Source organism: Helicobacter pylori HUP-B14 (assembly GCF_000259235.1).
Classification (GTDB): Bacteria; Campylobacterota; Campylobacteria; order Campylobacterales; family Helicobacteraceae; genus Helicobacter; species Helicobacter pylori_CU.
In genome coordinates this window covers 1,413,802-1,431,806 of sequence record NC_017733.1, presented here as the reverse complement: position 1 = coordinate 1,431,806, position 18,005 = coordinate 1,413,802, and the positions used below count along the sequence as shown (strand labels likewise).

Below are 18,005 nucleotides of genomic sequence, written 5' to 3'. Positions count from 1 at the left end.
CATTTTTAAATCAAACGACCGCCTAAAAAAGGGCGTTTGAGAATAAAAGGAGAACAAAAACATGATACAAAACAACGAGACAGAGAAAAGCTTCAACGAGCTTAAAGGAATCACGCAAGCGATACAAGAGCAAAAAGAGCGAACTCTAACGCTCGCTCGCAAAACAGCGTTAAACCGCCTACAAAAGAGCCTAAAAAGAGCGTTTAGAGCCAATAGAGAGTTAAAGCCAATTTTTAACCCTTAGAAAATCCACCCATAGTTGAAAAACACTTTAAAATGACTGCCCCCTTCATTGAGGGTGATAGAATTGGTAGTTGCGCCATCGCTAGAAACGACCCTAGATTTCAACTGGACTAAAGGAACGCTAATGCCTATAGAATATTTGGAATGCTTGTAGCGGTAATTCAACCCACCGGTCACATTTAAATTACCGCTCCCTTTGTATTGATTCAACAAATAATAGCTGTTGTATAAGCCCCTTAACCCCCCAAACACCCCAAGAGAGGAAGTGAAAACCCTCTTGGTTAGATTGTTTTTAGGGTTCTTTTCGTTAGTGTAATTGGTGATGAAATCAAACAACACATCCATTCCCACACCATAGCTTAATTGTTGGATCTTTTCGTTATTGGCTTGAGCGTAGTTGTATTTGATGATGCCATAAGAAGATAGCCCTAGATAATCGTTAAAATATTTTTGATAGCCCATTTTAAGATTAACGCCTAATAGGGGGGCTCCAAAGGGCCGTGAGGTTTTTGAAGTGCGGTAGGTAGTGGAGCTAGATCTAGTAGATGAAAGGCTTTGACTGATCGCGCTAAGCATAGTGGTCGCAAAATCTTGCGTGTTCAAACTAGCGTTTAAATAGTTGGTTTGGCTGCTCAAATTAGTGTAATCCACCGGTAGGGCGTTTTGATCAATGAGTTGCTGCCAAACCGCGCTGGTAACGCCTATAAGCCCGGCGGGGACTTGAGAGCAATCAGTATAGATGGAATTGGGGTAACTGCTAGGGAAAGCGGGCTGATTTTGGCCGCCAAAACGAGAACACACATCATAGGTAGAGCCATCGGTGTCTCGCACTTCATGCCCGTTGTCAAACACTTGCACTTCTTGCCCATTCACTTGCTCTATTTTCCCGCCCTTACAGCGCTCTTCTGGCCCATTGTTTTCTTCACACATGCGCACTCTTTGATAAGTCATGTTCCCGTTATGCGTATAGCCTAAAGTATGCCCATATTCATGGATGATGTCTCTTAATTGCATGATGGCGACTTTATTCAATTCTTTGCCAAAGAGTATTTCAGGGTCTAAGAAAGGAGACAATATCCCTAAAGCGCCAAAATTGGTGCCATCATCGCCTGGGCCATTCGGGCCGCCATATTGAGACCCTAGCCCTAAATCCCCTCCTCTTGGGGGCAAGAGATTCACATAAAGATTATTCGTAACTCTATAGCTATAGATAACATCTTGTGGCGTTAATATCACTGATCCTGTTTGCCCGTTTTCTATATTGTATTCATCTCCAGCATTTTTAGCGATCAATTTAGGATCAACAAGCCCATCGTTGTAAGGGTTCACGCATGTAGAATAATTAGAATAACATGGCTTTGACAGGTTGTTATCGCTAAACTGAAAGGGGGCGTTTTTAATAGCATCTTCCCAAGATTTAGAATCAAACACCGCCATCATGTTCAGCATTAAATTGGTCAAATTTTTAGCGTCTTGAGAGGTGAAAGGCGGCACTTTAGCCGTGCAGTTTTCTTGGTTTTCGTATGGAGGGCATGGGGGTTTAGAACCAGTGCCGTTACCGCTAGAAAATTGGTTGTAATTGATATAAGTCATTTGAAGATTGGTTGTAACCTTGCTGAGCTTATCAAACAGATTCTGCGTGCTGGCATCAGAAAATTTTGTGGTGGTGGTTTGGAGCTGTTGGAAGCCATCAGCGTTAAGTTGCGGATCGTTAAACAAGCTTGCGGGCAGAATGATTTGAGATTGTTTAGGGATAGTCTCTATCACGCCCAAACTGACTACATTGCCTTGATTGTCTGTATAACTCAGCTCAATATTGTTTAAATTATAAGGCAAGAAGTTTTGTATCATAATCAAGCTGCTATCGCCATAGCCTGCTTCTTCAGCACTTTCTTGGTTATAAGCGGTTACATACACAGGGGTTAAAGAATAAAAGGTTAAGTTGGTGATATTGTCCTCTGCAAATAACTCAGTCGCATTCTTTAAAATGGTGCTTTGGGAGATGTAGTATTTCCCATAAGTGCTTTGAGGGGTAATGGGTTTGGGTTTGGGTTTGGGTTTGGGTTTTTCTTGAGTGGTGGCGATGGTTTGTTCTTGGGTTTGTGTGCCTTGTAATAGCCCGGTTTCAAAGCCGGCTTCTATAAAAAAGCCGTCTTTTTGGTGTTTTTGAAAGGCTTCTACAGCGGTGAATGAGCTGATTAGGGACAAACAAATCGTTTTACTGGCGAGTTTTAACATGAAATCTCCTTAATGGTCTTTTTTAACATTTTTACTCAAAAATAGTTTATAGGTATGTATACATTTTAAACTAGCTCATTTTACCCCCTTTTGAAAAGTGGCAGTATTGTTTTTTGTAAAAATGGGTATTAAACGGCGCTAATGGGTAAAAAAGTCTTAAAAAGTAGCGCTAAAAAGGGTTTTAATCCATTCTTTAAGCGGTTTCATTTGCCCAAGCAAAATTCGCTAAACATGCTATCAAGCATTTGGCTGGTTTCATAAGGGCGGGTGAGCAAGTTCAAGTTTTCTATCGCGCTTAAAATGTGATAAGAAAAAAGCTCTAAAGTTTCTAAATGGCTTTTAGCGTTTTGCAATTCAGTAATGGCGTTTTCTAGGGCGGTTTTTTGGGCTAGGGAAGTGAGTAAGAGCTTGTTTTGAGTGTCTAGTTTGGGGAAAAAGGCGCTGATTTTTTGGCTCAAATCTTTCAAACAAGCCTTGGAATTTAGGGTGTTGGTTTCTAGTAAAGAATAAGGGATTTTAAGATAAGATTTTAAGATTTCAAGCTCCAACTTAGGGGCTAAATCGTTTTTATTCAAAACGACAATGCAAGGCTTTTTAGCACGATTAAGGGCGTCTATAAGGTTAAAATCTTCTTTTTCTAGGGGTTTAGAAAGATCAAACACGCCTAAAATAAGGTCGCAATTTTCTAAACTTTTAAGGCTTTTTTCAATCCCTAAGCGTTCTATTTTATCCGCGCTCTCTCTAATACCGGCCGTATCAATCAAGCGCACCTTATGCCCTTGTAATTCAATGACTTCTTCTATGGTGTCTCTTGTTGTGCCTTTAATATCGCTCACTAAAGCCCTTTCTTCTAAAAGCATGGCGTTTAATAGGGAGCTTTTGCCGGCATTGGGTTTGCCAACAATGCTTAAGGCATGCCCTTTGTTTTTTTGTTTTTGCGCATTAGAAAAATCCAATAAATCTTTAAAAGAGGCGATTTGTTTTTCTAAATTAAGAGACACTTCCTTTAAAAAATCGCTAGGAATGTCTTCTTCGCTATAATCAATCAAAACTTCTGAGCTCGCCAAAAGCTTTAAAAGATTATTCCTGGCTTCTTCAATAAAGATTTTTAACTCGCCCTTAAGCTGCCTGGCTAGAGCGTTTAAAACGCTTTCATCTTCACAAAGGATGAGCTGAACGCTCGCTTCAATCTCGCTCAAATCCATTTTATGGTTTAAAAAGGCTTTTTTGCTAAATTCCCCCGCTTTAGCAAGCCTAGCCCCTAAATTCAAGCAAGCTTGTAAGATATTTTGCGCTAAAAGGGGGCTTCCATGGCATTGGATTTCGCACACATCTTCACCGGTGAAACTATAAGGGGCTTTGAAATAAATGACTAACGCTTTGTCTAATAAAACACCATCAGAAAAAATATCGCGCACATAAGCGTATCTGGGGGTGAAGTCTTGTTTTTTTGTGAGTTGTTTGAGGATGTTTAGGGCGTTATGGCCGCTGATTTTAATGATGCTAATCGCTCCCTTGCCTAAAGGGGTAGCGATAGCGGCGATGGTTTCATTCATGGTTAAAGTCGTTGATGACGATGTATTTTTCATCGTTTAAATTGGTTTTGATAGAGACATATTTGTTGGGGAATGCTTTTCGTAATTTCTTTAAAGCGATATAGGTTAAAACGCCATCAGGGGCTTTCATCTGCCCTTTACCCACTTCATGCACGGTCATGATCGTGCTTTGGAGTTGCGCTTCCATAACCTTTTCTTGGTTTTGTAAAAAAGTGGAAATTTCTAAGCGGATACTATAGCCATAAGCAGGGTGGATCCAGTTAAAGAGCAAGTAAGAAAGGGCTTTGTAACGATAGCCTTTCTCGCCAATTAAAAGAGCGGAATCTTCGCCATCAATATCAATCAATAATACCCCCGGTTCATAAAGGCTGACTTCCACTTTATTGATTTTATAGGGCAAATGGGAGAATAAGTCTTTCAATTCTTGCTTAATTTCATGGAGTTTGTCTCCATTATGAGATTCTTCTTTAAGGTTTTTTTTAGGGGGTTTAGGGGTGATTTTTTCTTCTTGCGGTGTTTCTGTTTCTAATTTTTGTTTTTTTTCTTCTATATTGTTTTGATGATTTTCTTTCGTGTTGGTTTCTTTAACGCTCTCTTCTTTAACCTCTTTAACGCTTTCTTTAACGCCCGCTAAGATAATGGCTTCTTTTTTACCAATGCTTAAAAACCCTTTAGAGGGCGTTTGAATGACTTCGTATTGCAAATTAATAATGGGGCAATTCAAGGCGATAGAAGCCTGGATAAGGGCTTCTTCTAAGGTTTTGGCTTTGATTTCAATAGGATTTTGCATCAATGTTCCTTTTTGTTTTGTGCATGCATGCGTTTTTTATTCTCTAAGACTTTATTGATGATGAGTTGTTGCAACACCGAAAGGATGTTGTTCGTGGTCCAATACAAGACTAACCCTGCAGGGAAAGTGATTAAAAAGATTGTGAATAATAGGGGTAGTAGTTTAAAAATCTTCGCTTGCATGGGATCGGTCATGGTGTTTGGCGTAACGCTTTGGTGCCAATACATAGACGCTCCCATAAGAAGCGGTAAAATAAAATACGGATCCATGATAGATAGATCATGAATCCATAAGATCCACTCTGAGTTTTTCAATTCCACAGCGTTATAAAGCACCCTATAAATGGCAAAAAACACCGGGATTTGTAAGATTAAGGGCAGACAACCCCCTAGCGGGTTAGCCCCATGTTTTTTGTAAAGCTGCATCATGTGGGCTTGCAATTTTTGGGGTTCGCCCTTGTATTTTTCTTGGAGCTCTTTCATTTTAGGGGCTAATTCTTTGAGCTTTTGCATGCTCACCATGCCCTTATAGCTTAAGGGGTAGAGGATAATGCGCACGATAATCGTTAAAAGAATGATAGCCCAACCCCAATTGCCCACGAATTGATACAAATAATCCAGTAAAACAAACACGCCTTTAGCAAAGAAAGTGATTAAGCCATACTCTATCACATCAGTGAGCATCGGTGAAATCGCTTTCAAAGAGCGGTAATCTTTAGGGCCAATATAGCCATGCAAATTCGCTTCGTTTTTAAGGGAAATGAACCCTAAGGGGTTTTTAGTCCCGATTTCTGAATCAATTAAGGCTTCAAAACCTTGAGGATCTTTAGTGAAAAGCAAGGTGGTGAAATACCTATCCACGCTGGATAAAAAGAGGGTGTTAGAAAAGCGTTTGATTTCTTTAGCGTCTTTATCTTCAATTTTTTCAATTTTTTTGTCGTTATTTTCTAAAAGCACGCCTGAAAAGGTGTAGCTGTCTAAATCAGCCACCGGCCTGTAACCATTGGTGATCACATAGCTAGGGATAAGGTTATCGGGCGATTTGAAGGCGATTTTTAAATCATAATGCAAATCATCATAGAAAGTCAGGGTTTTAATGATGCTAAGAGCGCCTAAATCTTGGGTTAAAACGAGCTGTTCGTTAGGCCCAAGAGTGGTTTTTGAAGCGCTATAAGGGGTGTTGAACGCTTTGTTATTGAGCGTGGGGTCTAAAAAACGCACTTCTAAAGGCTTGAGTTTATCGGCTGCTAAAAGGGGGAACTCTTTTAGGGGGGGTTGCGCGTTTTCTTTGGAGCTAAAAAGATGGCCCACATGCTCTAAAAAGCCCTTTTGTTTAGGGGTTAGATACTTTTTATCCTTGAGATAAACCTGTTTGATGCGCCCTAAAGAATCAATTTCAATTCTGGCATGCTCAAAAGAAATCGTGCTTAACAAATTCTCTTGTGGGGTTGTTTGAGTGGTGCCAAAATGTTGGGCGTTGGGCGCGTTAGGACTTGTTGTTGTGTGGTTGTTGGTTGTTTCTTGCTTTGTGGTTTGGGTTGTTGTTTTGTTTGGTTTTTGGAAAAAATAGCTATAAAGAGCGATAAACAAGAAAGACAGAGCGATCGCTAAAATCAAGCGGAGATTATTATTGTTGTTTCTATCCATTGTGATTAAACCTTAATGATGTAGTAAGTTGTGCGGCTTTTTGTAGTAGGAACGAGCCAAAAAGTAATGGTTTTAAAATTGCGGTTAAAATCTTTATGAGATTGGAGCAAACTAGGGCGTTTCAAGCGAGTAGTAGGGTAAGCAATGCCCCCAGAGCAAAAAGGGTTGCATGAGAGTATCCTTAGAATGATCTTACCCATAGCGCTCAAAGGGCTTTCAAAACAGAGCAACCACAGAGCGTAGTTAGAGCAAGTGGGGTAAAACCGGCAGCTTGAAGGGGTGAAAGCCGAAAAAAAGCGTTGGTAACCCCTAATTGATGCCGTAAAAATCGCACTCAAAAAAGGCGTTTTATTGTTTCGCATAGGTATGAGTTATTCCTTTTTTCAAGCCTTTCAAGGCTTTGTTCATATAGTTTTTAATGGAAGTTAGCATTTCTAAAAAATGTTTTTCTAAAGCCCAAAAATCTAAATGGCAACAATCGCTTCTAGGCACAAACACCAAAGCAAGCCCTTGACAAAGTGCAGCATGCTTTAATGTAAGCGAACGCAAACGGCGTTTGATAAGGTTTCGTTTCACGGCGTTGCCGACTTTTTTGGACACGCTCAAGCCTAATAAATAAAGCGTTTTTTTGTCTTTAAGCCTACAAGAGAGCGGATCTTTAAAACTCTCTTTTCCTTTTGGCGGCTCTTTTGACAAATCCAAAACAAAGAGCGAAAAAAAAGGGTTGTGTTTTTTGAAACCCTTTTGATAAACCCTATCAAACTCACTCTTGTTTTTTAAAGAGTCATAGGGTTTAGACGGAAAGCTTTTTTCTGCCCTTAGCTCGTCTGGCATTAATCACCTTGCGCCCGTTTTTGGTTTTCATTCTCACAAGAAAGCCATGGGTTCGCTTTCTTGGTGTGTTGTGTGGTTGGTAAGTGCGTTTCATTTAAAACTCCCTTGATAAAAATTAAACATAAACACAGATTTTAGCTAAAGAATGCTAAAAATTGACTAAAACTAATTTTTTTGATTCTTTTTATCTTCAACAAGAATGTAAAGTTGCTTCAAATTGTTAGTTTGCAATAAATCCACGACTTTGATAAAGTTATCCAAATTGCTTTTCTTATCGCCTTGCAAGACAATAGGGGTGTCTTTAGCCAAAGTGGAAACCTTGTGTTTTAAATTTTCAAAGCTGATTTCTTTATCGTCAAAATAAAAAGAACCCTTATTAGAAATGGCGATCGTAACTTGTTTTTTGTCCAACACGTCTTTAGAATCAGTGCTGTCCTTATCCACTTGAGGAATGCTAATAGGGAGCTTTGAAGTTTGCACAAAAGATGCGGTTGTAAGCACGATCACTAGCAACACAAGCATGATGTCAATGAAAGGCACCACATTCATGGATTCTACTTTTTTCACCGCTTAATCCTTATGCTTTGTTATAAATCTCATGGGATTGCGTGTCAACCGGGTGGTGGAAAATATCCCATTTGGTAACCAAAATCTCGCTTTTTCTCACGAGCAAATTATAAATCACAATCGCAGGGATCGCTACCAATAACCCCATGCCAGTCGCCTTTAAAGCAAGGGCTAAATTAGTCATGATCGCTTTAGTGTCAATGCCAGAAGCGGATCCTAAATCCATAAAAGTGAGCATGATCCCCATAACCGTTCCTAAAAGACCGATATAAGGGGCGTTAGAGCCAATCGTGGCCACTAAAGTCAGTCGTTTGTGTAGGGCTAGCTCTAATTTACGCCTGTCTGTGTAGTCATCTACACGAAGAGTGGCAAAAAACCACAACCTTTCTATTGCGATCGCTATAACGATGACTGATAGGAAGATCAAAAACCCTATAATCCCATAATCTACCATTTCTTTCATTATTATCCTTTAAAGTGGTGTTTTAAATCAGCAAGAATTTCTTTATTGAGTGCTTTTTCTTTGAGACTTTGTCTTTTGTCGTGCAATCTTTTTCCTTTCACTAAAGCAATTTGGATTTTAGCTCTATTTCTTTGGTTAAAATACAATTTCAATCCTACAATACTCAAGCGTTCTTTAGACGCTTCAATCTGCCATTTCAATAATTGCTTTTTGTGTAAAAGCAACTTACGCTCTCGCCTTTCATTGGGCTTGTAATACGCATGGATTGTATCTAAATATGATATATGAACACCAAATAAAAAAGCTTCTCCTTTGATTATTTTAACAAAATTATCTTTTAAATTCACCCTAGTTTGCCTCAAAGCCTTCACTTCAGAGCCTAAAAGCGCTAATCCTGCTTCTAAAGTTTCCAAAATTTCATAATCAAAATAGGCTTTTTTATTGCTGGCAATGAGTTTCATTCGCCCCCTTTTAGCGCAGGCTTTAGCCTAAAAAACGCGCTCCCGCTCCCGCTAAAAAACCACTCCTTGCCTAATTCGCTTTCTATACTTCTTAAAGCTTGGTTAGTGAGTAAGGCCGGTTTTAAAAGATCGTTTAGTTCGCTTCTGTCATAAGTCTTTAGGCATTCCAAACTCGTCTTTTTAAGCCACTCTTTAGCTTGAGAAAAACAAGTTTCAGGCCTATAAGCTTGATAAATGGCTTTGGTGCTGCAAAAAACATGATTTGGTGCATAGATTTCTAGACAATCTTCTAAAGGCTCTTCTTCAAAATTTTCAATGACTTCGCCATAAGAAGTGGCGTTAGCGCTTTTGTATTGCGAGATGAAAAAATTGGTGTCCGCACCCACTAAAGATCCCATGCTATAAAGCTCTTTTAAACTCAAACGCCAGTCAAAAATCTGATTTAAATGATACAATAGCCCCCCAGCATCAGCGCTCCCACCGCCTAATCCGGCTTGAGTGGGGATATTTTTTTCCACTTCAATCGCTAGGGTGTCTAGGGATTTGATGACAGAGTGAGAGGAATTTTTTTGTGCTAAAAATTTTTTTAAAACTTGGAGGGCTTTAAAGAGCGAGTTTTCTTCTAAAGGGCAGTCAAAATCCCCTTTTAGTGAAAAGGAAAGTGCACTCTTGACGCTAATAATGTCTTTGAGCTTATCTTTGACTAAGCACATGCGAGAAATGAGCTTGTGGTAAGCCCCTTCTTTGTGAAGGATTTTTAAAAAAATATTGATTTTAGGATAAACTTCAAAAACATGCGTCAAGGCTTAATGACCTTTTTGATGTTTTCTAACAGGCTTTCATCTACGGACGCAGAAGCTTTTTGGTTTTCGCTCACAATGGCCTCTTTGAGTTCAGCGCGCAAAATAAGGGTGCTTTCAGGCGCTTCAAACCCCAAACGCACGCTCCCTCTATCTATGGAAATGACTTTAATGTGGATGTTATCATCAATAACAATCCCTTCATTAACTTTGCGGCTGAGTATGAGCATGTCTAATCTCTTGTTCCTTATAGAGAAGGGCTAAACACAACGCTTTCTATAATATCGCCTTGTTTGATTTTGTCCAAAACGCTAAGGCCTTCTGCGCTAGTGATTTTGCCAAACACGGTGTGTTCGCCATCTAAATGGGGCAAATCCACAAAACACAAGAAAAATTGACTCCCCCCTGTGTCTCTCCCAGCATGCGCCATAGAAATAGAGCCTCTTTTGTGCTTGTTGGGGTTGTGGGCCACTTCGCATTTAATGCGGTGTTCTGGCCCGCCTGTGCCTGTGCCATAAGGGCAGCCTCCTTGAGCCACAAAGCCTGCGATCACACGATGGAAGTTAAGCCCGTTATAAAAACCCTCTTTAGCCAAAGTTACAAAGTTACTGACCGCTTGGGGCGCGTCTTTGTAAAAAAGCTCTAGGGTGATATGGCCTTTATTGGTTTTGATCGTGGCGTAAGCGGTTTTTGCAAGCTCTTCTTCTTTAATTTCATAAGTTTTAATTGGATCCATCATAAACCTTTGCGATAAGCTTTTGTCATTCAAATGCTCTATTATAGCAACAAATTAAAACAAATGGTATTTTAGCCGATAGTGTTGTAGGATACTTTTAAAATTTAAGCGGTAAGTTGGATAATGGTGCGTTGGCATAAAAGATTAGCGGTTGGTTGTTGTATCGTTTTATTCTCATGCATGATGAACGCTAATAACATTCAAATCGTTAGAGACGATCCGCCCCTTGATCCAACGCTCCCTGCATGGGTTTATTCTGTTGCGTTATTGAAAGTGTATTTTAGCGATGGGACTTATAAAGAAGGCTATGCGACTTTGCTCAAAAACGGGCGTTATATCGCTTCTTCTGAAACGCTTTATTCTAATGGCTTGTACCCTAAAATGATTTTAGCCAAAATGCAAGACAGCAGCGCTAAAGAGCTGATTTGTATAGCCAGCTTACACCTTGAGGCGATGGATAGGAATCAAGGGCTTTCGCTTTTAAAAACCGCCGATTTTAGAGACGATTATTGCCATAAAAGAGAAGAGAGCTATTATCATGCAAGGATTTACACAAAATACGCTCAAACTTTTCATTCAAATCCTTATACCAATCAAAAAACACCCAATTCCGATCTCTACTACCCGGCGTTAAATGAGGGGAATTCTTTTTCTATACAGACAACGGACATTTCTGTGGCTGAACTTTTGAAGTCTAAAAAATTCCTTTCGCTTGATGCTTCTTTTAAAAAGGGGAGCGTGTTGTGGGGAGGGAGGCCTTATTTTAGCGAAGTGGGGGAGTTTATGGGAATGGCTAGTAGCACTTTAGAAAACCACGAAAGTTTAGTGATTATCCCTAAAGAAAAGATCGTGCAATTTTTAAACGCTCTAAAAAATCAAAATATTTTTCAAAACATTCCCTAGATTTAAGCAAACCTTAAGCTTTCTATGACTATACTTTCATTTCCTTGTTTCAGCAAGGGCTTTTGAAAAGCCGCTTGATACCTTACAAGGATAGCTGTTTAAAGCAAACGATCTTTGAAAACTAAGCAAATTGATAGAAGTTCTTTTTAAAGGGATATTCTAAAACAAAGTAAGTAATGACTGACTAAATAGAGTGAGGGTTTTTATAACTTTCATTCTTTTATAAGAAATTCTTATCCAACCAGTGCCAATCAATTTCATTGATTATGATGATTATATCATTATGATTGATGACTGAATGGCATGAGAGTATTTTTAGGTTAGCGTTTGGCTAAACCTTTTTAAAAAGTTTCTTTCTGTTTTGTTGTTGTAATACTTAAGAACACAACCCGTTTTATTCAATAATCAAATAAAACGAGTTCTTGTGATACGCTAAAGCTGTTGTTAGGAATAACAACAGCCTATCAAAAAACAAAAGAGCTTTAGGACAAACACTTTTATGGAGAGTTTGATCCTGGCTCAGAGTGAACGCTGGCGGCGTGCCTAATACATGCAAGTCGAACGATGAAGCTTCTAGCTTGCTAGAATGCTGATTAGTGGCGCACGGGTGAGTAACGCATAGGTCATGTGCCTTTTAGTTTGGGATAGCCATTGGAAACGATGATTAATACCAGATACTCCCTACGGGGGAAAGATTTATCGCTAAGAGATCAGCCTATGTCCTATCAGCTTGTTGGTAAGGTAATGGCTTACCAAGGCTATGACGGGTATCCGGCCTGAGAGGGTGAACGGACACACTGGAACTGAGACACGGTCCAGACTCCTACGGGAGGCAGCAGTAGGGAATATTGCTCAATGGGGGAAACCCTGAAGCAGCAACGCCGCGTGGAGGATGAAGGTTTTAGGATTGTAAACTCCTTTTGTTAGAGAAGATAATGACGGTATCTAACGAATAAGCACCGGCTAACTCCGTGCCAGCAGCCGCGGTAATACGGAGGGTGCAAGCGTTACTCGGAATCACTGGGCGTAAAGAGCGCGTAGGCGGGATAGTCAGTCAGGTGTGAAATCCTATGGCTTAACCATAGAACCGCATTTGAAACTACTATTCTAGAGTGTGGGAGAGGTAGGTGGAATTCTTGGTGTAGGGGTAAAATCCGTAGAGATCAAGAGGAATACTCATTGCGAAGGCGACCTGCTGGAACATTACTGACGCTGATTGCGCGAAAGCGTGGGGAGCAAACAGGATTAGATACCCTGGTAGTCCACGCCCTAAACGATGGATGCTAGTTGTTGGAGGGCTTAGTCTCTCCAGTAATGCAGCTAACGCATTAAGCATCCCGCCTGGGGAGTACGGTCGCAAGATTAAAACTCAAAGGAATAGACGGGGACCCGCACAAGCGGTGGAGCATGTGGTTTAATTCGAAGATACACGAAGAACCTTACCTAGGCTTGACATTGAGAGAATCCGCTAGAAATAGTGGAGTGTCTAGCTTGCTAGACCTTGAAAACAGGTGCTGCACGGCTGTCGTCAGCTCGTGTCGTGAGATGTTGGGTTAAGTCCCGCAACGAGCGCAACCCCCTTTCTTAGTTGCTAACAGGTCATGCTGAGAACTCTAAGGATACTGCCTCCGTAAGGAGGAGGAAGGTGGGGACGACGTCAAGTCATCATGGCCCTTACGCCTAGGGCTACACACGTGCTACAATGGGGTGCACAAAGAGAAGCAATACTGCGAAGTGGAGCCAATCTTCAAAACACCTCTCAGTTCGGATTGTAGGCTGCAACTCGCCTGCATGAAGCTGGAATCGCTAGTAATCGCAAATCAGCCATGTTGCGGTGAATACGTTCCCGGGTCTTGTACTCACCGCCCGTCACACCATGGGAGTTGTGTTTGCCTTAAGTCAGGATGCTAAATTGGCTACTGCCCACGGCACACACAGCGACTGGGGTGAAGTCGTAACAAGGTAACCGTAGGTGAACCTGCGGTTGGATCACCTCCTTTCTAGAGAAAAGCTTTTAACATTCGCTTGTTAAAAGCCAAGAGTATTACCTGACAAAAGAACTTTTTTTGCTTAGTTTTGAAAGATTGGGCTTTTCTTTCTTTTTTACTTCTTGATTGTTTTTAATATTTGCTTGCTTATTGTTTGTTATTTCTTAATACTTATATTTTTAGTTGTTAGTGTTTTTATATTTAATGTTTAATGTGTTTAGTTTGCTTGTGTTGGTTTCTTAAATCTTATTTCTTGCTTGCTTGATTTTAATCGCTTATGGTTTTTGTTTGTTGTGTTTGATTTTTTACTTTGTTTATTCTTATGCTTTAATGTTTGGTTTTTTGCTCTTCAATTGAAGTTAGTGTTTTCTTGTTTGCTGCTTTAAATTTTTTTGCTAGTTGTGTTGGATTTAGCGTTGAGCTTTCTTAATTCTTTTGTTTAGATTTATTGCTTCTTGTTTTTTTAATGTTTAATGTTTAATGATTTTAATCGCTTGATTTTGTTTTTTACTGCTTATGGCTTTTGTTGTTTCTCCTTGTTTTCATGTGTTTTGGTTGCTTGCTGTTTGTTGTTTCTTATTTCTTAATGTTTGATTTTTGCTTTTGGTGTTTTTGGTGGGTCTGATCTGATTGTAATTGAATGCGTTTGGATTTGAAAACTCCGTTCCCATCAAGTATTGATGTTTAAAGCCTTATTTTTATAGTTTGAAGTTTTATCTTATAGTGAAAATCATAAGGGGGTGGGGATTATTTTGCGATACCCTAAATTCTAAAACGCTTCAAAAGTTATCGTTTGATTGAAGTTAAGTTATTTTATAGCCAACACTCCATTGAAACAGAATCAAAAACAAAAACCATAGCCCACCAAGCAAAGACCTAACACCCAATAAGGGAAAAGGCTAAACGAAAACATGGAGCATAAGAATTGCGCGCACCGGCAAGTTTGATGAGCAGGAAAGACTTCAAATAACCTTTCATCGGTTTTAAGTCTGTTTTCTATGAGCCATTGGTATTGCTCCCTGAATAATTTTTCTTGCATGAGATAATAAGCGTCTAAAAGATAAAAGCATGCCAACAACACCCCTAAAACGCATAACCCATAAAGATGAGAGATCGCCTCTACTTTGAGGGATAAGACACCCACAGCGAGCGCGAGAGTCCATTTTTTGCACTCCAAAGAATTTTGTGCCATTCTGTTGATAACGCCTTGTAAGATTTTAAGCTCTTCTATAAGGATTTTTGCTCTGTCTTTTGGGGTATTTTCCATGTTTGATATTTATCTGTTAAAGTTAAAAGTCCAAGTGCCTTTGTTGGTTTGTATTTCTGCTTCTATAATATCGCACCCTTGAGAAATGCCTTTTAAACTTTCTCCAAATTTAAGGGTTTGAGGTTCCATCATCACACCCTTTTGCTCTAATTGAGAAATTTTATTCTGCATTTCTGCTAAATTTTTCTTATCTTTTATATACTCATATGTACTTGCCTCATCTTTAAAGTCTTGTATAGAAATTGCTCGAGCATATATTTGAGAAAAACTGACAACACAATTACCTCTATTAAGCTTCACGCCTTGAATAGTAACTCTATCTGCTTTGGAGTCGATTTGAAACGCACCCTCGCTATTTGCAATCATCTCAATCGGCGATTCACCACCACCACCATTCCCACAGCCCACTAAATACAACGCCAAACAGCTTGCACTTAGTAATTTTTGATAAGTTTTCATTTTGTATCCTTTGTTATAAGATTAGGAGCGATTTTCTTGCACAAACTATCAAGAGAGATAGGTTTAAACCTCCTTAATAAGTTTGTGGCATCGTAAGAAACGCGCATGGCTTTAATGCGCGATTCTTTTAGAGTAGTGCCAGTTATAAAAGTGTTAGCGATCTTTAATTCTTCATAAATCCATGCGGAATAAGTGATGCGTGATAGATCTTGATTAAGAGAAACGCTGTTCTTACTCTGTAAAAACACGAAATAAGGGCATTTTTCAATCACATCTTGTAAAGATTCTCTGAGAATGAGCGTGAAAGCGTCTTCAATCTTGCTTATATCATCGTGTTTTGCCAATTTGTTTAAGACATCGTCTTTATAATCCCAAAAAAGCGAATCGATAAACACTTTGCGTTTTGTTTGGCTTTCCAAATAGTCTTTAACCTCTAAAGCCTTATTTTTATCCGCATGCGAATGCGAGAGGAACACTTGAGTGTTTTTTAGTTGCGGTTTGAACGGACTAAAAAAGGCTTCTTTGATTTCATTGCGTTTTAAAACGATGTTGTCGTTAGAATATGGGGCGTTTTTAATGAGTTCGTGAATCTTTTCAGCCGCTTCATTAACTTGATGGGCTTGGTTGTTAAAAGGGCGTGCGATGGGTTTTAAAATACTTTGATTTTCACTACTATCTAAATCAACCACAAAGGCTTTCATGATATATTTTCCTTTAATATTTTTATGAAATTCTCAAACCTTTATAAATACGATTTTAAGTTCCCTTTAAAATCTTTTGATTATAGTAGACTTAGACTTAGCTTAAGAGCGCTTGAATTTTGGGGTGTTGGGGGTTGTTAGAATAGCTAAAAACCACCGCTAAAAAAAGCTTTTTACAAACAAAAAGGGCGTATAAAATTTACAATGACCCTAAAAAGCGCAAAAAAACAACAAAAACAATCTAAAAAACCTCTTCGCACGCCTTTTTGTCTTTATGGAGTAAGCATTCTTTTTGCAGCTCTATAAAACGCTTTTTCCTTTCTTCTTCGGTTATATTATTAGGCTTTTCAATAGGGCGTGAAAGAGGGCGTGAAAGCTTTGAAGTGGGGGTGAATTGGGGCGCATACCCTAGCTTATTAACTAAATAAAAACCTAAAGCGGCGATTAAAATAAAAATCCAGTCTGTTTTTCTGATCTTAGGGCAAAATTTACACGCCATGATTTAATCCTTAAAACATTTGAAGTATAATACACTCTTATGGTCAAATATTAAGTTTAGGAAAAGCTGCATGTGGAGTTTCATTCAAAAAATCTTTAGGGCTTTAATCATTATGCCTTTAGATTTTATCACGAAGTATTTCAAGTCGTTTGTGCTGTTACTCATTGTATTAGTCTTTTTTAGCGCTAAAGAAAGCACGCCAAGCGCCCCGCCCAATCTCGCTAAACTCTATTTAAATGGGGCGATTTTTAGCACCGAGGATTTTGACAAAGAAGTGGATAAAATCTTAAAAACCCCTAGCATTAAGGGCGTTTTATTGTTGATTGACTCTCCTGGTGGGGCGGTGTCAGCGAGCGTGGAATTGAGCGAAAAAATCGCTGATTTGAAGCAAAAAATGCCCGTTTTAGCGTATGCTAGGGGGGTTATGGCGAGCGGGAGCTATTATGCGGGTATGCAAGCGAGCGAAGTTTATGCCTCTAAAGCGAGCTTGATCGGATCGATTGGGGTGATTTTTTCAAGCGCGAATGTGGAAAATTTGCTCAATAAAGTCGGCGTAGCCACTCAAGGCGTGCATGCGGGCGAATACAAAGAAATAGGCACTTTCACCAGAGCATGGAAACCCAACGAAAAAGAATTTTTGCAAAATTTAGTCAATGAGCAATACCAAATGTTTGTGGATGATGTCGCTAAAGCTAGGAAATTAAACGCTAAGGATTATAAGGATTTTGCTGAAGGGAAGGTCTTTAGCGCTCAAAACGCTCTAAAATTAAAACTCATTGATAAAATCAGCACGATCAAACAAGCCCAAGATCGTTTAATGGAATTGAGTAAGGTTAAAAAAGCCTATTGGCTAGAAAAAAGCCCTATGGAGCGCTTCATTGAAAAAGCCACGCAATCGGTTACAAGCATCATCACGCAAGCGTTTGGCTATCAATTATTGATGAGATGAATATGTTAGAATTTATTTTAAAAATTCAAGCTAGAGACTCTAAAGGTTTGGTGAGCGCGATTAGCACCACTATCGCTAACAAGGGCTATAACATCGTCAAAAACGATGAATTTGTTGATCCCTTAAAACAACGCTTTTTCATGCGGCTAAAAATCCAAAAAGAAATCAAGCCCTTGAATACTGAAATGAAAGAGCAAGAAGAGCGATCCTTAAAAACCGCTCTTTTTAAAGCCCTAGAAAACTTTAACGAGCTATTGATTGAAGTCATTTTAACGCATAAAAAAAACATTATTTTACTCGCTACTAAAGAGAGCCATTGCTTAGGGGATTTGCTTTTAAGGGTGTATGGGGGGGAATTGAACGCTCAAATTTTAGGCGTTATTTCTAATTACGAGGTTTTACGCCCTTTAGTGGAAAAATTTGACATCCCTTATTTTCATGCGCCTTGTATCGATCAAAACTTGCATGAAAAAGAAGTTTTAGCGATCATTAAAGACCTGGAATTAAAACACAAAGTGAGCGCGGATTTGCTCGTTTTAGCCAAATACATGCGTATTTTAAGCCATGATTTTACGAAGCGCTATGAAAATCAGATTCTCAATATCCATCATAGTTTCTTGCCCGCATTCATTGGGGCTAACCCTTACCAGCAAGCGTTTGAAAGGGGCGTGAAAGTCATCGGGGCCACGGCGCATTTTGTGAATGAAAGCCTTGATGCTGGGCCGATTATTTTACAAGACACTCTGCCCATTAACCACAATTACAGCGTGGAAAAAATGCGCCTAGCGGGTAAGGATATAGAAAAACTGGTTTTGGCTAGGGCTTTAAAACTCGTTTTAGAAGACAGAGTCTTTGTGCATGAAAACAAAACGGTGGTGTTTTGAATGCTTCCATTAAGGCACTTT

General features: G+C 39.4%; 21 protein-coding genes, 1 rRNA gene and 1 pseudogene. 5 read left to right on the top strand and 18 right to left on the bottom strand.

The window, feature by feature from the left end:
• Positions 1-61: 61 nt before the first annotated feature.
• Positions 62-244: a hypothetical protein gene (locus HPB14_RS06930; RefSeq protein WP_014658544.1), complete on the top strand. Its 183-nt coding sequence runs from the start codon at positions 62-64 to the stop codon at positions 242-244.
• Here the strand turns inward: HPB14_RS06930 and HPB14_RS06925 are convergent.
• The 13 genes from HPB14_RS06925 to HPB14_RS06865 all read right to left on the bottom strand — a co-directional run bounded on the left by HPB14_RS06925 (position 241) and on the right by HPB14_RS06865 (position 10,334).
• Entirely contained in the window at positions 241-2,481 is a 2,241-nt protein-coding gene (locus tag HPB14_RS06925; RefSeq protein ID WP_000915416.1) for an outer membrane beta-barrel protein, read from the bottom strand. The two genes, HPB14_RS06930 and HPB14_RS06925, sit on opposite strands and share 4 nt — an antisense overlap.
• A gap of 203 nt (positions 2,482-2,684) precedes the next feature.
• Positions 2,685-4,037 carry a tRNA uridine-5-carboxymethylaminomethyl(34) synthesis GTPase MnmE gene (gene mnmE / locus HPB14_RS06920; RefSeq protein ID WP_014658543.1) on the bottom strand — a complete coding sequence of 451 codons (1,353 nt, stop codon included), beginning with the start codon at positions 4,035-4,037 and terminating at the stop codon, positions 2,685-2,687.
• Positions 4,030-4,827: a Jag N-terminal domain-containing protein gene (locus tag HPB14_RS06915; RefSeq protein WP_001180799.1), complete on the bottom strand. Its 798-nt coding sequence runs from the start codon at positions 4,825-4,827 to the stop codon at positions 4,030-4,032. The genes mnmE and HPB14_RS06915 overlap by 8 nt, the downstream gene beginning before the upstream one ends.
• A complete protein-coding gene (yidC, locus tag HPB14_RS06910; protein ID WP_000375764.1) occupies positions 4,827-6,473 on the bottom strand; it encodes a membrane protein insertase YidC in 1,647 nt (548 codons plus the stop codon). Before yidC ends, HPB14_RS06915 begins: the two co-directional genes overlap by 1 nt.
• A gap of 5 nt (positions 6,474-6,478) precedes the next feature.
• A complete protein-coding gene (gene yidD, locus HPB14_RS06905) occupies positions 6,479-6,835 on the bottom strand; it encodes a membrane protein insertion efficiency factor YidD (protein WP_001245515.1) in 357 nt (118 codons plus the stop codon).
• Positions 6,822-7,307 (bottom strand): ribonuclease P protein component, encoded by a 486-nt coding sequence (rnpA, locus tag HPB14_RS06900; protein ID WP_001112469.1) that lies wholly within the window; start codon positions 7,305-7,307, stop codon positions 6,822-6,824. The genes yidD and rnpA overlap by 14 nt, the downstream gene beginning before the upstream one ends.
• On the bottom strand, positions 7,267-7,401 hold the full coding sequence (rpmH, locus tag HPB14_RS06895) for a 50S ribosomal protein L34 (RefSeq protein ID WP_001847286.1): 135 nt from the start codon (positions 7,399-7,401) through the stop codon (positions 7,267-7,269). Before rpmH ends, rnpA begins: the two co-directional genes overlap by 41 nt.
• Positions 7,402-7,472: 71 nt before the next feature.
• Positions 7,473-7,874, bottom strand: a complete 402-nt coding sequence (locus tag HPB14_RS06890; protein ID WP_000755082.1) for an ExbD/TolR family protein — start codon at positions 7,872-7,874, stop codon at positions 7,473-7,475.
• A 10-nt stretch (positions 7,875-7,884) separates the two neighbouring features.
• Positions 7,885-8,337, bottom strand: a complete 453-nt coding sequence (gene exbB, locus HPB14_RS06885; protein WP_000661837.1) for a TonB-system energizer ExbB — start codon at positions 8,335-8,337, stop codon at positions 7,885-7,887.
• 2 nt (positions 8,338-8,339) lie between these two features.
• Entirely contained in the window at positions 8,340-8,798 is a 459-nt protein-coding gene (smpB, locus tag HPB14_RS06880) for an SsrA-binding protein (protein WP_000766480.1), read from the bottom strand.
• Positions 8,795-9,601: a 4-(cytidine 5'-diphospho)-2-C-methyl-D-erythritol kinase gene (locus HPB14_RS06875; protein WP_000150039.1), complete on the bottom strand. Its 807-nt coding sequence runs from the start codon at positions 9,599-9,601 to the stop codon at positions 8,795-8,797. The genes smpB and HPB14_RS06875 overlap by 4 nt, the downstream gene beginning before the upstream one ends.
• A complete protein-coding gene (locus tag HPB14_RS06870; protein WP_000906444.1) occupies positions 9,598-9,828 on the bottom strand; it encodes a carbon storage regulator in 231 nt (76 codons plus the stop codon). Before HPB14_RS06870 ends, HPB14_RS06875 begins: the two co-directional genes overlap by 4 nt.
• 17 nt (positions 9,829-9,845) lie before the next feature.
• The gene (locus HPB14_RS06865) at positions 9,846-10,334 is read right to left on the bottom strand and encodes a peptidylprolyl isomerase (protein ID WP_014658542.1); all 489 of its coding nucleotides are present in this window, start codon (positions 10,332-10,334) and stop codon (positions 9,846-9,848) included.
• Between the two features lie 123 nt (positions 10,335-10,457).
• On the opposite strand from HPB14_RS06865, the gene HPB14_RS06860 reads away from it, so the two are divergent.
• Positions 10,458-11,237, top strand: coding sequence for a hypothetical protein (locus HPB14_RS06860; protein ID WP_000252759.1), 780 nt, complete (start codon positions 10,458-10,460; stop codon positions 11,235-11,237).
• Between the two features lie 315 nt (positions 11,238-11,552).
• Here the strand turns inward: HPB14_RS06860 and HPB14_RS08680 are convergent.
• Positions 11,553-11,732, bottom strand: a pseudogene (locus tag HPB14_RS08680) (hypothetical protein).
• A gap of 1 nt (position 11,733) precedes the next feature.
• Here HPB14_RS08680 and HPB14_RS06855 point away from each other — a divergent pair.
• Positions 11,734-13,237 (top strand): 16S ribosomal RNA (locus HPB14_RS06855).
• An 829-nt stretch (positions 13,238-14,066) separates the two neighbouring features.
• Here HPB14_RS06855 and HPB14_RS06850 read toward each other — a convergent pair.
• From HPB14_RS06850 to HPB14_RS06835, 4 genes are all read right to left on the bottom strand, one after another.
• Positions 14,067-14,492, bottom strand: coding sequence for a hypothetical protein (locus tag HPB14_RS06850; RefSeq protein WP_000432300.1), 426 nt, complete (start codon positions 14,490-14,492; stop codon positions 14,067-14,069).
• Positions 14,493-14,501: 9 nt separating this feature from the next.
• Positions 14,502-14,951, bottom strand: coding sequence for a hypothetical protein (locus tag HPB14_RS06845; RefSeq protein ID WP_000861009.1), 450 nt, complete (start codon positions 14,949-14,951; stop codon positions 14,502-14,504).
• A complete protein-coding gene (locus tag HPB14_RS06840) occupies positions 14,948-15,652 on the bottom strand; it encodes a TIR domain-containing protein (RefSeq protein ID WP_000643394.1) in 705 nt (234 codons plus the stop codon). Before HPB14_RS06840 ends, HPB14_RS06845 begins: the two co-directional genes overlap by 4 nt.
• A 241-nt stretch (positions 15,653-15,893) precedes the next feature.
• On the bottom strand, positions 15,894-16,151 hold the full coding sequence (locus tag HPB14_RS06835; protein ID WP_000752262.1) for a hypothetical protein: 258 nt from the start codon (positions 16,149-16,151) through the stop codon (positions 15,894-15,896).
• A gap of 70 nt (positions 16,152-16,221) precedes the next feature.
• On the opposite strand from HPB14_RS06835, the gene sppA reads away from it, so the two are divergent.
• Together sppA and purU are read left to right on the top strand one after the other, a co-directional pair.
• On the top strand, positions 16,222-17,100 hold the full coding sequence (gene sppA / locus HPB14_RS06830; protein WP_000269649.1) for a signal peptide peptidase SppA: 879 nt from the start codon (positions 16,222-16,224) through the stop codon (positions 17,098-17,100).
• 2 nt (positions 17,101-17,102) lie between these two features.
• Complete coding sequence (gene purU, locus HPB14_RS06825) at positions 17,103-17,984, top strand: formyltetrahydrofolate deformylase (protein ID WP_014658541.1); 882 nt, start codon at positions 17,103-17,105, stop codon at positions 17,982-17,984.
• Positions 17,985-18,005: the final 21 nt, after the last annotated feature.

What these genes read in the sequence shown, in the direction of transcription:
- HPB14_RS06930 (WP_014658544.1), top strand. Translation starts at nt 62, where the DNA reads ATGATACAAAACAACGAGACAGAGAAAAGCTTCAACGAGCTTAAAGGA.
- HPB14_RS06925 (WP_000915416.1), bottom strand. Translation starts at nt 2,481, where the DNA reads ATGTTAAAACTCGCCAGTAAAACGATTTGTTTGTCCCTAATCAGCTCA.
- mnmE (WP_014658543.1), bottom strand. Translation starts at nt 4,037, where the DNA reads ATGAATGAAACCATCGCCGCTATCGCTACCCCTTTAGGCAAGGGAGCG.
- HPB14_RS06915 (WP_001180799.1), bottom strand. Translation starts at nt 4,827, where the DNA reads ATGCAAAATCCTATTGAAATCAAAGCCAAAACCTTAGAAGAAGCCCTT.
- yidC (WP_000375764.1), bottom strand. Translation starts at nt 6,473, where the DNA reads ATGGATAGAAACAACAATAATAATCTCCGCTTGATTTTAGCGATCGCT.
- yidD (WP_001245515.1), bottom strand. Translation starts at nt 6,835, where the DNA reads ATGCGAAACAATAAAACGCCTTTTTTGAGTGCGATTTTTACGGCATCA.
- rnpA (WP_001112469.1), bottom strand. Translation starts at nt 7,307, where the DNA reads ATGCCAGACGAGCTAAGGGCAGAAAAAAGCTTTCCGTCTAAACCCTAT.
- rpmH (WP_001847286.1), bottom strand. Translation starts at nt 7,401, where the DNA reads ATGAAACGCACTTACCAACCACACAACACACCAAGAAAGCGAACCCAT.
- exbB (WP_000661837.1), bottom strand. Translation starts at nt 8,337, where the DNA reads ATGAAAGAAATGGTAGATTATGGGATTATAGGGTTTTTGATCTTCCTA.
- smpB (WP_000766480.1), bottom strand. Translation starts at nt 8,798, where the DNA reads ATGAAACTCATTGCCAGCAATAAAAAAGCCTATTTTGATTATGAAATT.
- HPB14_RS06870 (WP_000906444.1), bottom strand. Translation starts at nt 9,828, where the DNA reads ATGCTCATACTCAGCCGCAAAGTTAATGAAGGGATTGTTATTGATGAT.
- HPB14_RS06865 (WP_014658542.1), bottom strand. Translation starts at nt 10,334, where the DNA reads ATGGATCCAATTAAAACTTATGAAATTAAAGAAGAAGAGCTTGCAAAA.
- HPB14_RS06860 (WP_000252759.1), top strand. Translation starts at nt 10,458, where the DNA reads ATGGTGCGTTGGCATAAAAGATTAGCGGTTGGTTGTTGTATCGTTTTA.
- HPB14_RS06850 (WP_000432300.1), bottom strand. Translation starts at nt 14,492, where the DNA reads ATGGAAAATACCCCAAAAGACAGAGCAAAAATCCTTATAGAAGAGCTT.
- HPB14_RS06845 (WP_000861009.1), bottom strand. Translation starts at nt 14,951, where the DNA reads ATGAAAACTTATCAAAAATTACTAAGTGCAAGCTGTTTGGCGTTGTAT.
- HPB14_RS06840 (WP_000643394.1), bottom strand. Translation starts at nt 15,652, where the DNA reads ATGAAAGCCTTTGTGGTTGATTTAGATAGTAGTGAAAATCAAAGTATT.
- HPB14_RS06835 (WP_000752262.1), bottom strand. Translation starts at nt 16,151, where the DNA reads ATGGCGTGTAAATTTTGCCCTAAGATCAGAAAAACAGACTGGATTTTT.
- sppA (WP_000269649.1), top strand. Translation starts at nt 16,222, where the DNA reads ATGTGGAGTTTCATTCAAAAAATCTTTAGGGCTTTAATCATTATGCCT.
- purU (WP_014658541.1), top strand. Translation starts at nt 17,103, where the DNA reads ATGTTAGAATTTATTTTAAAAATTCAAGCTAGAGACTCTAAAGGTTTG.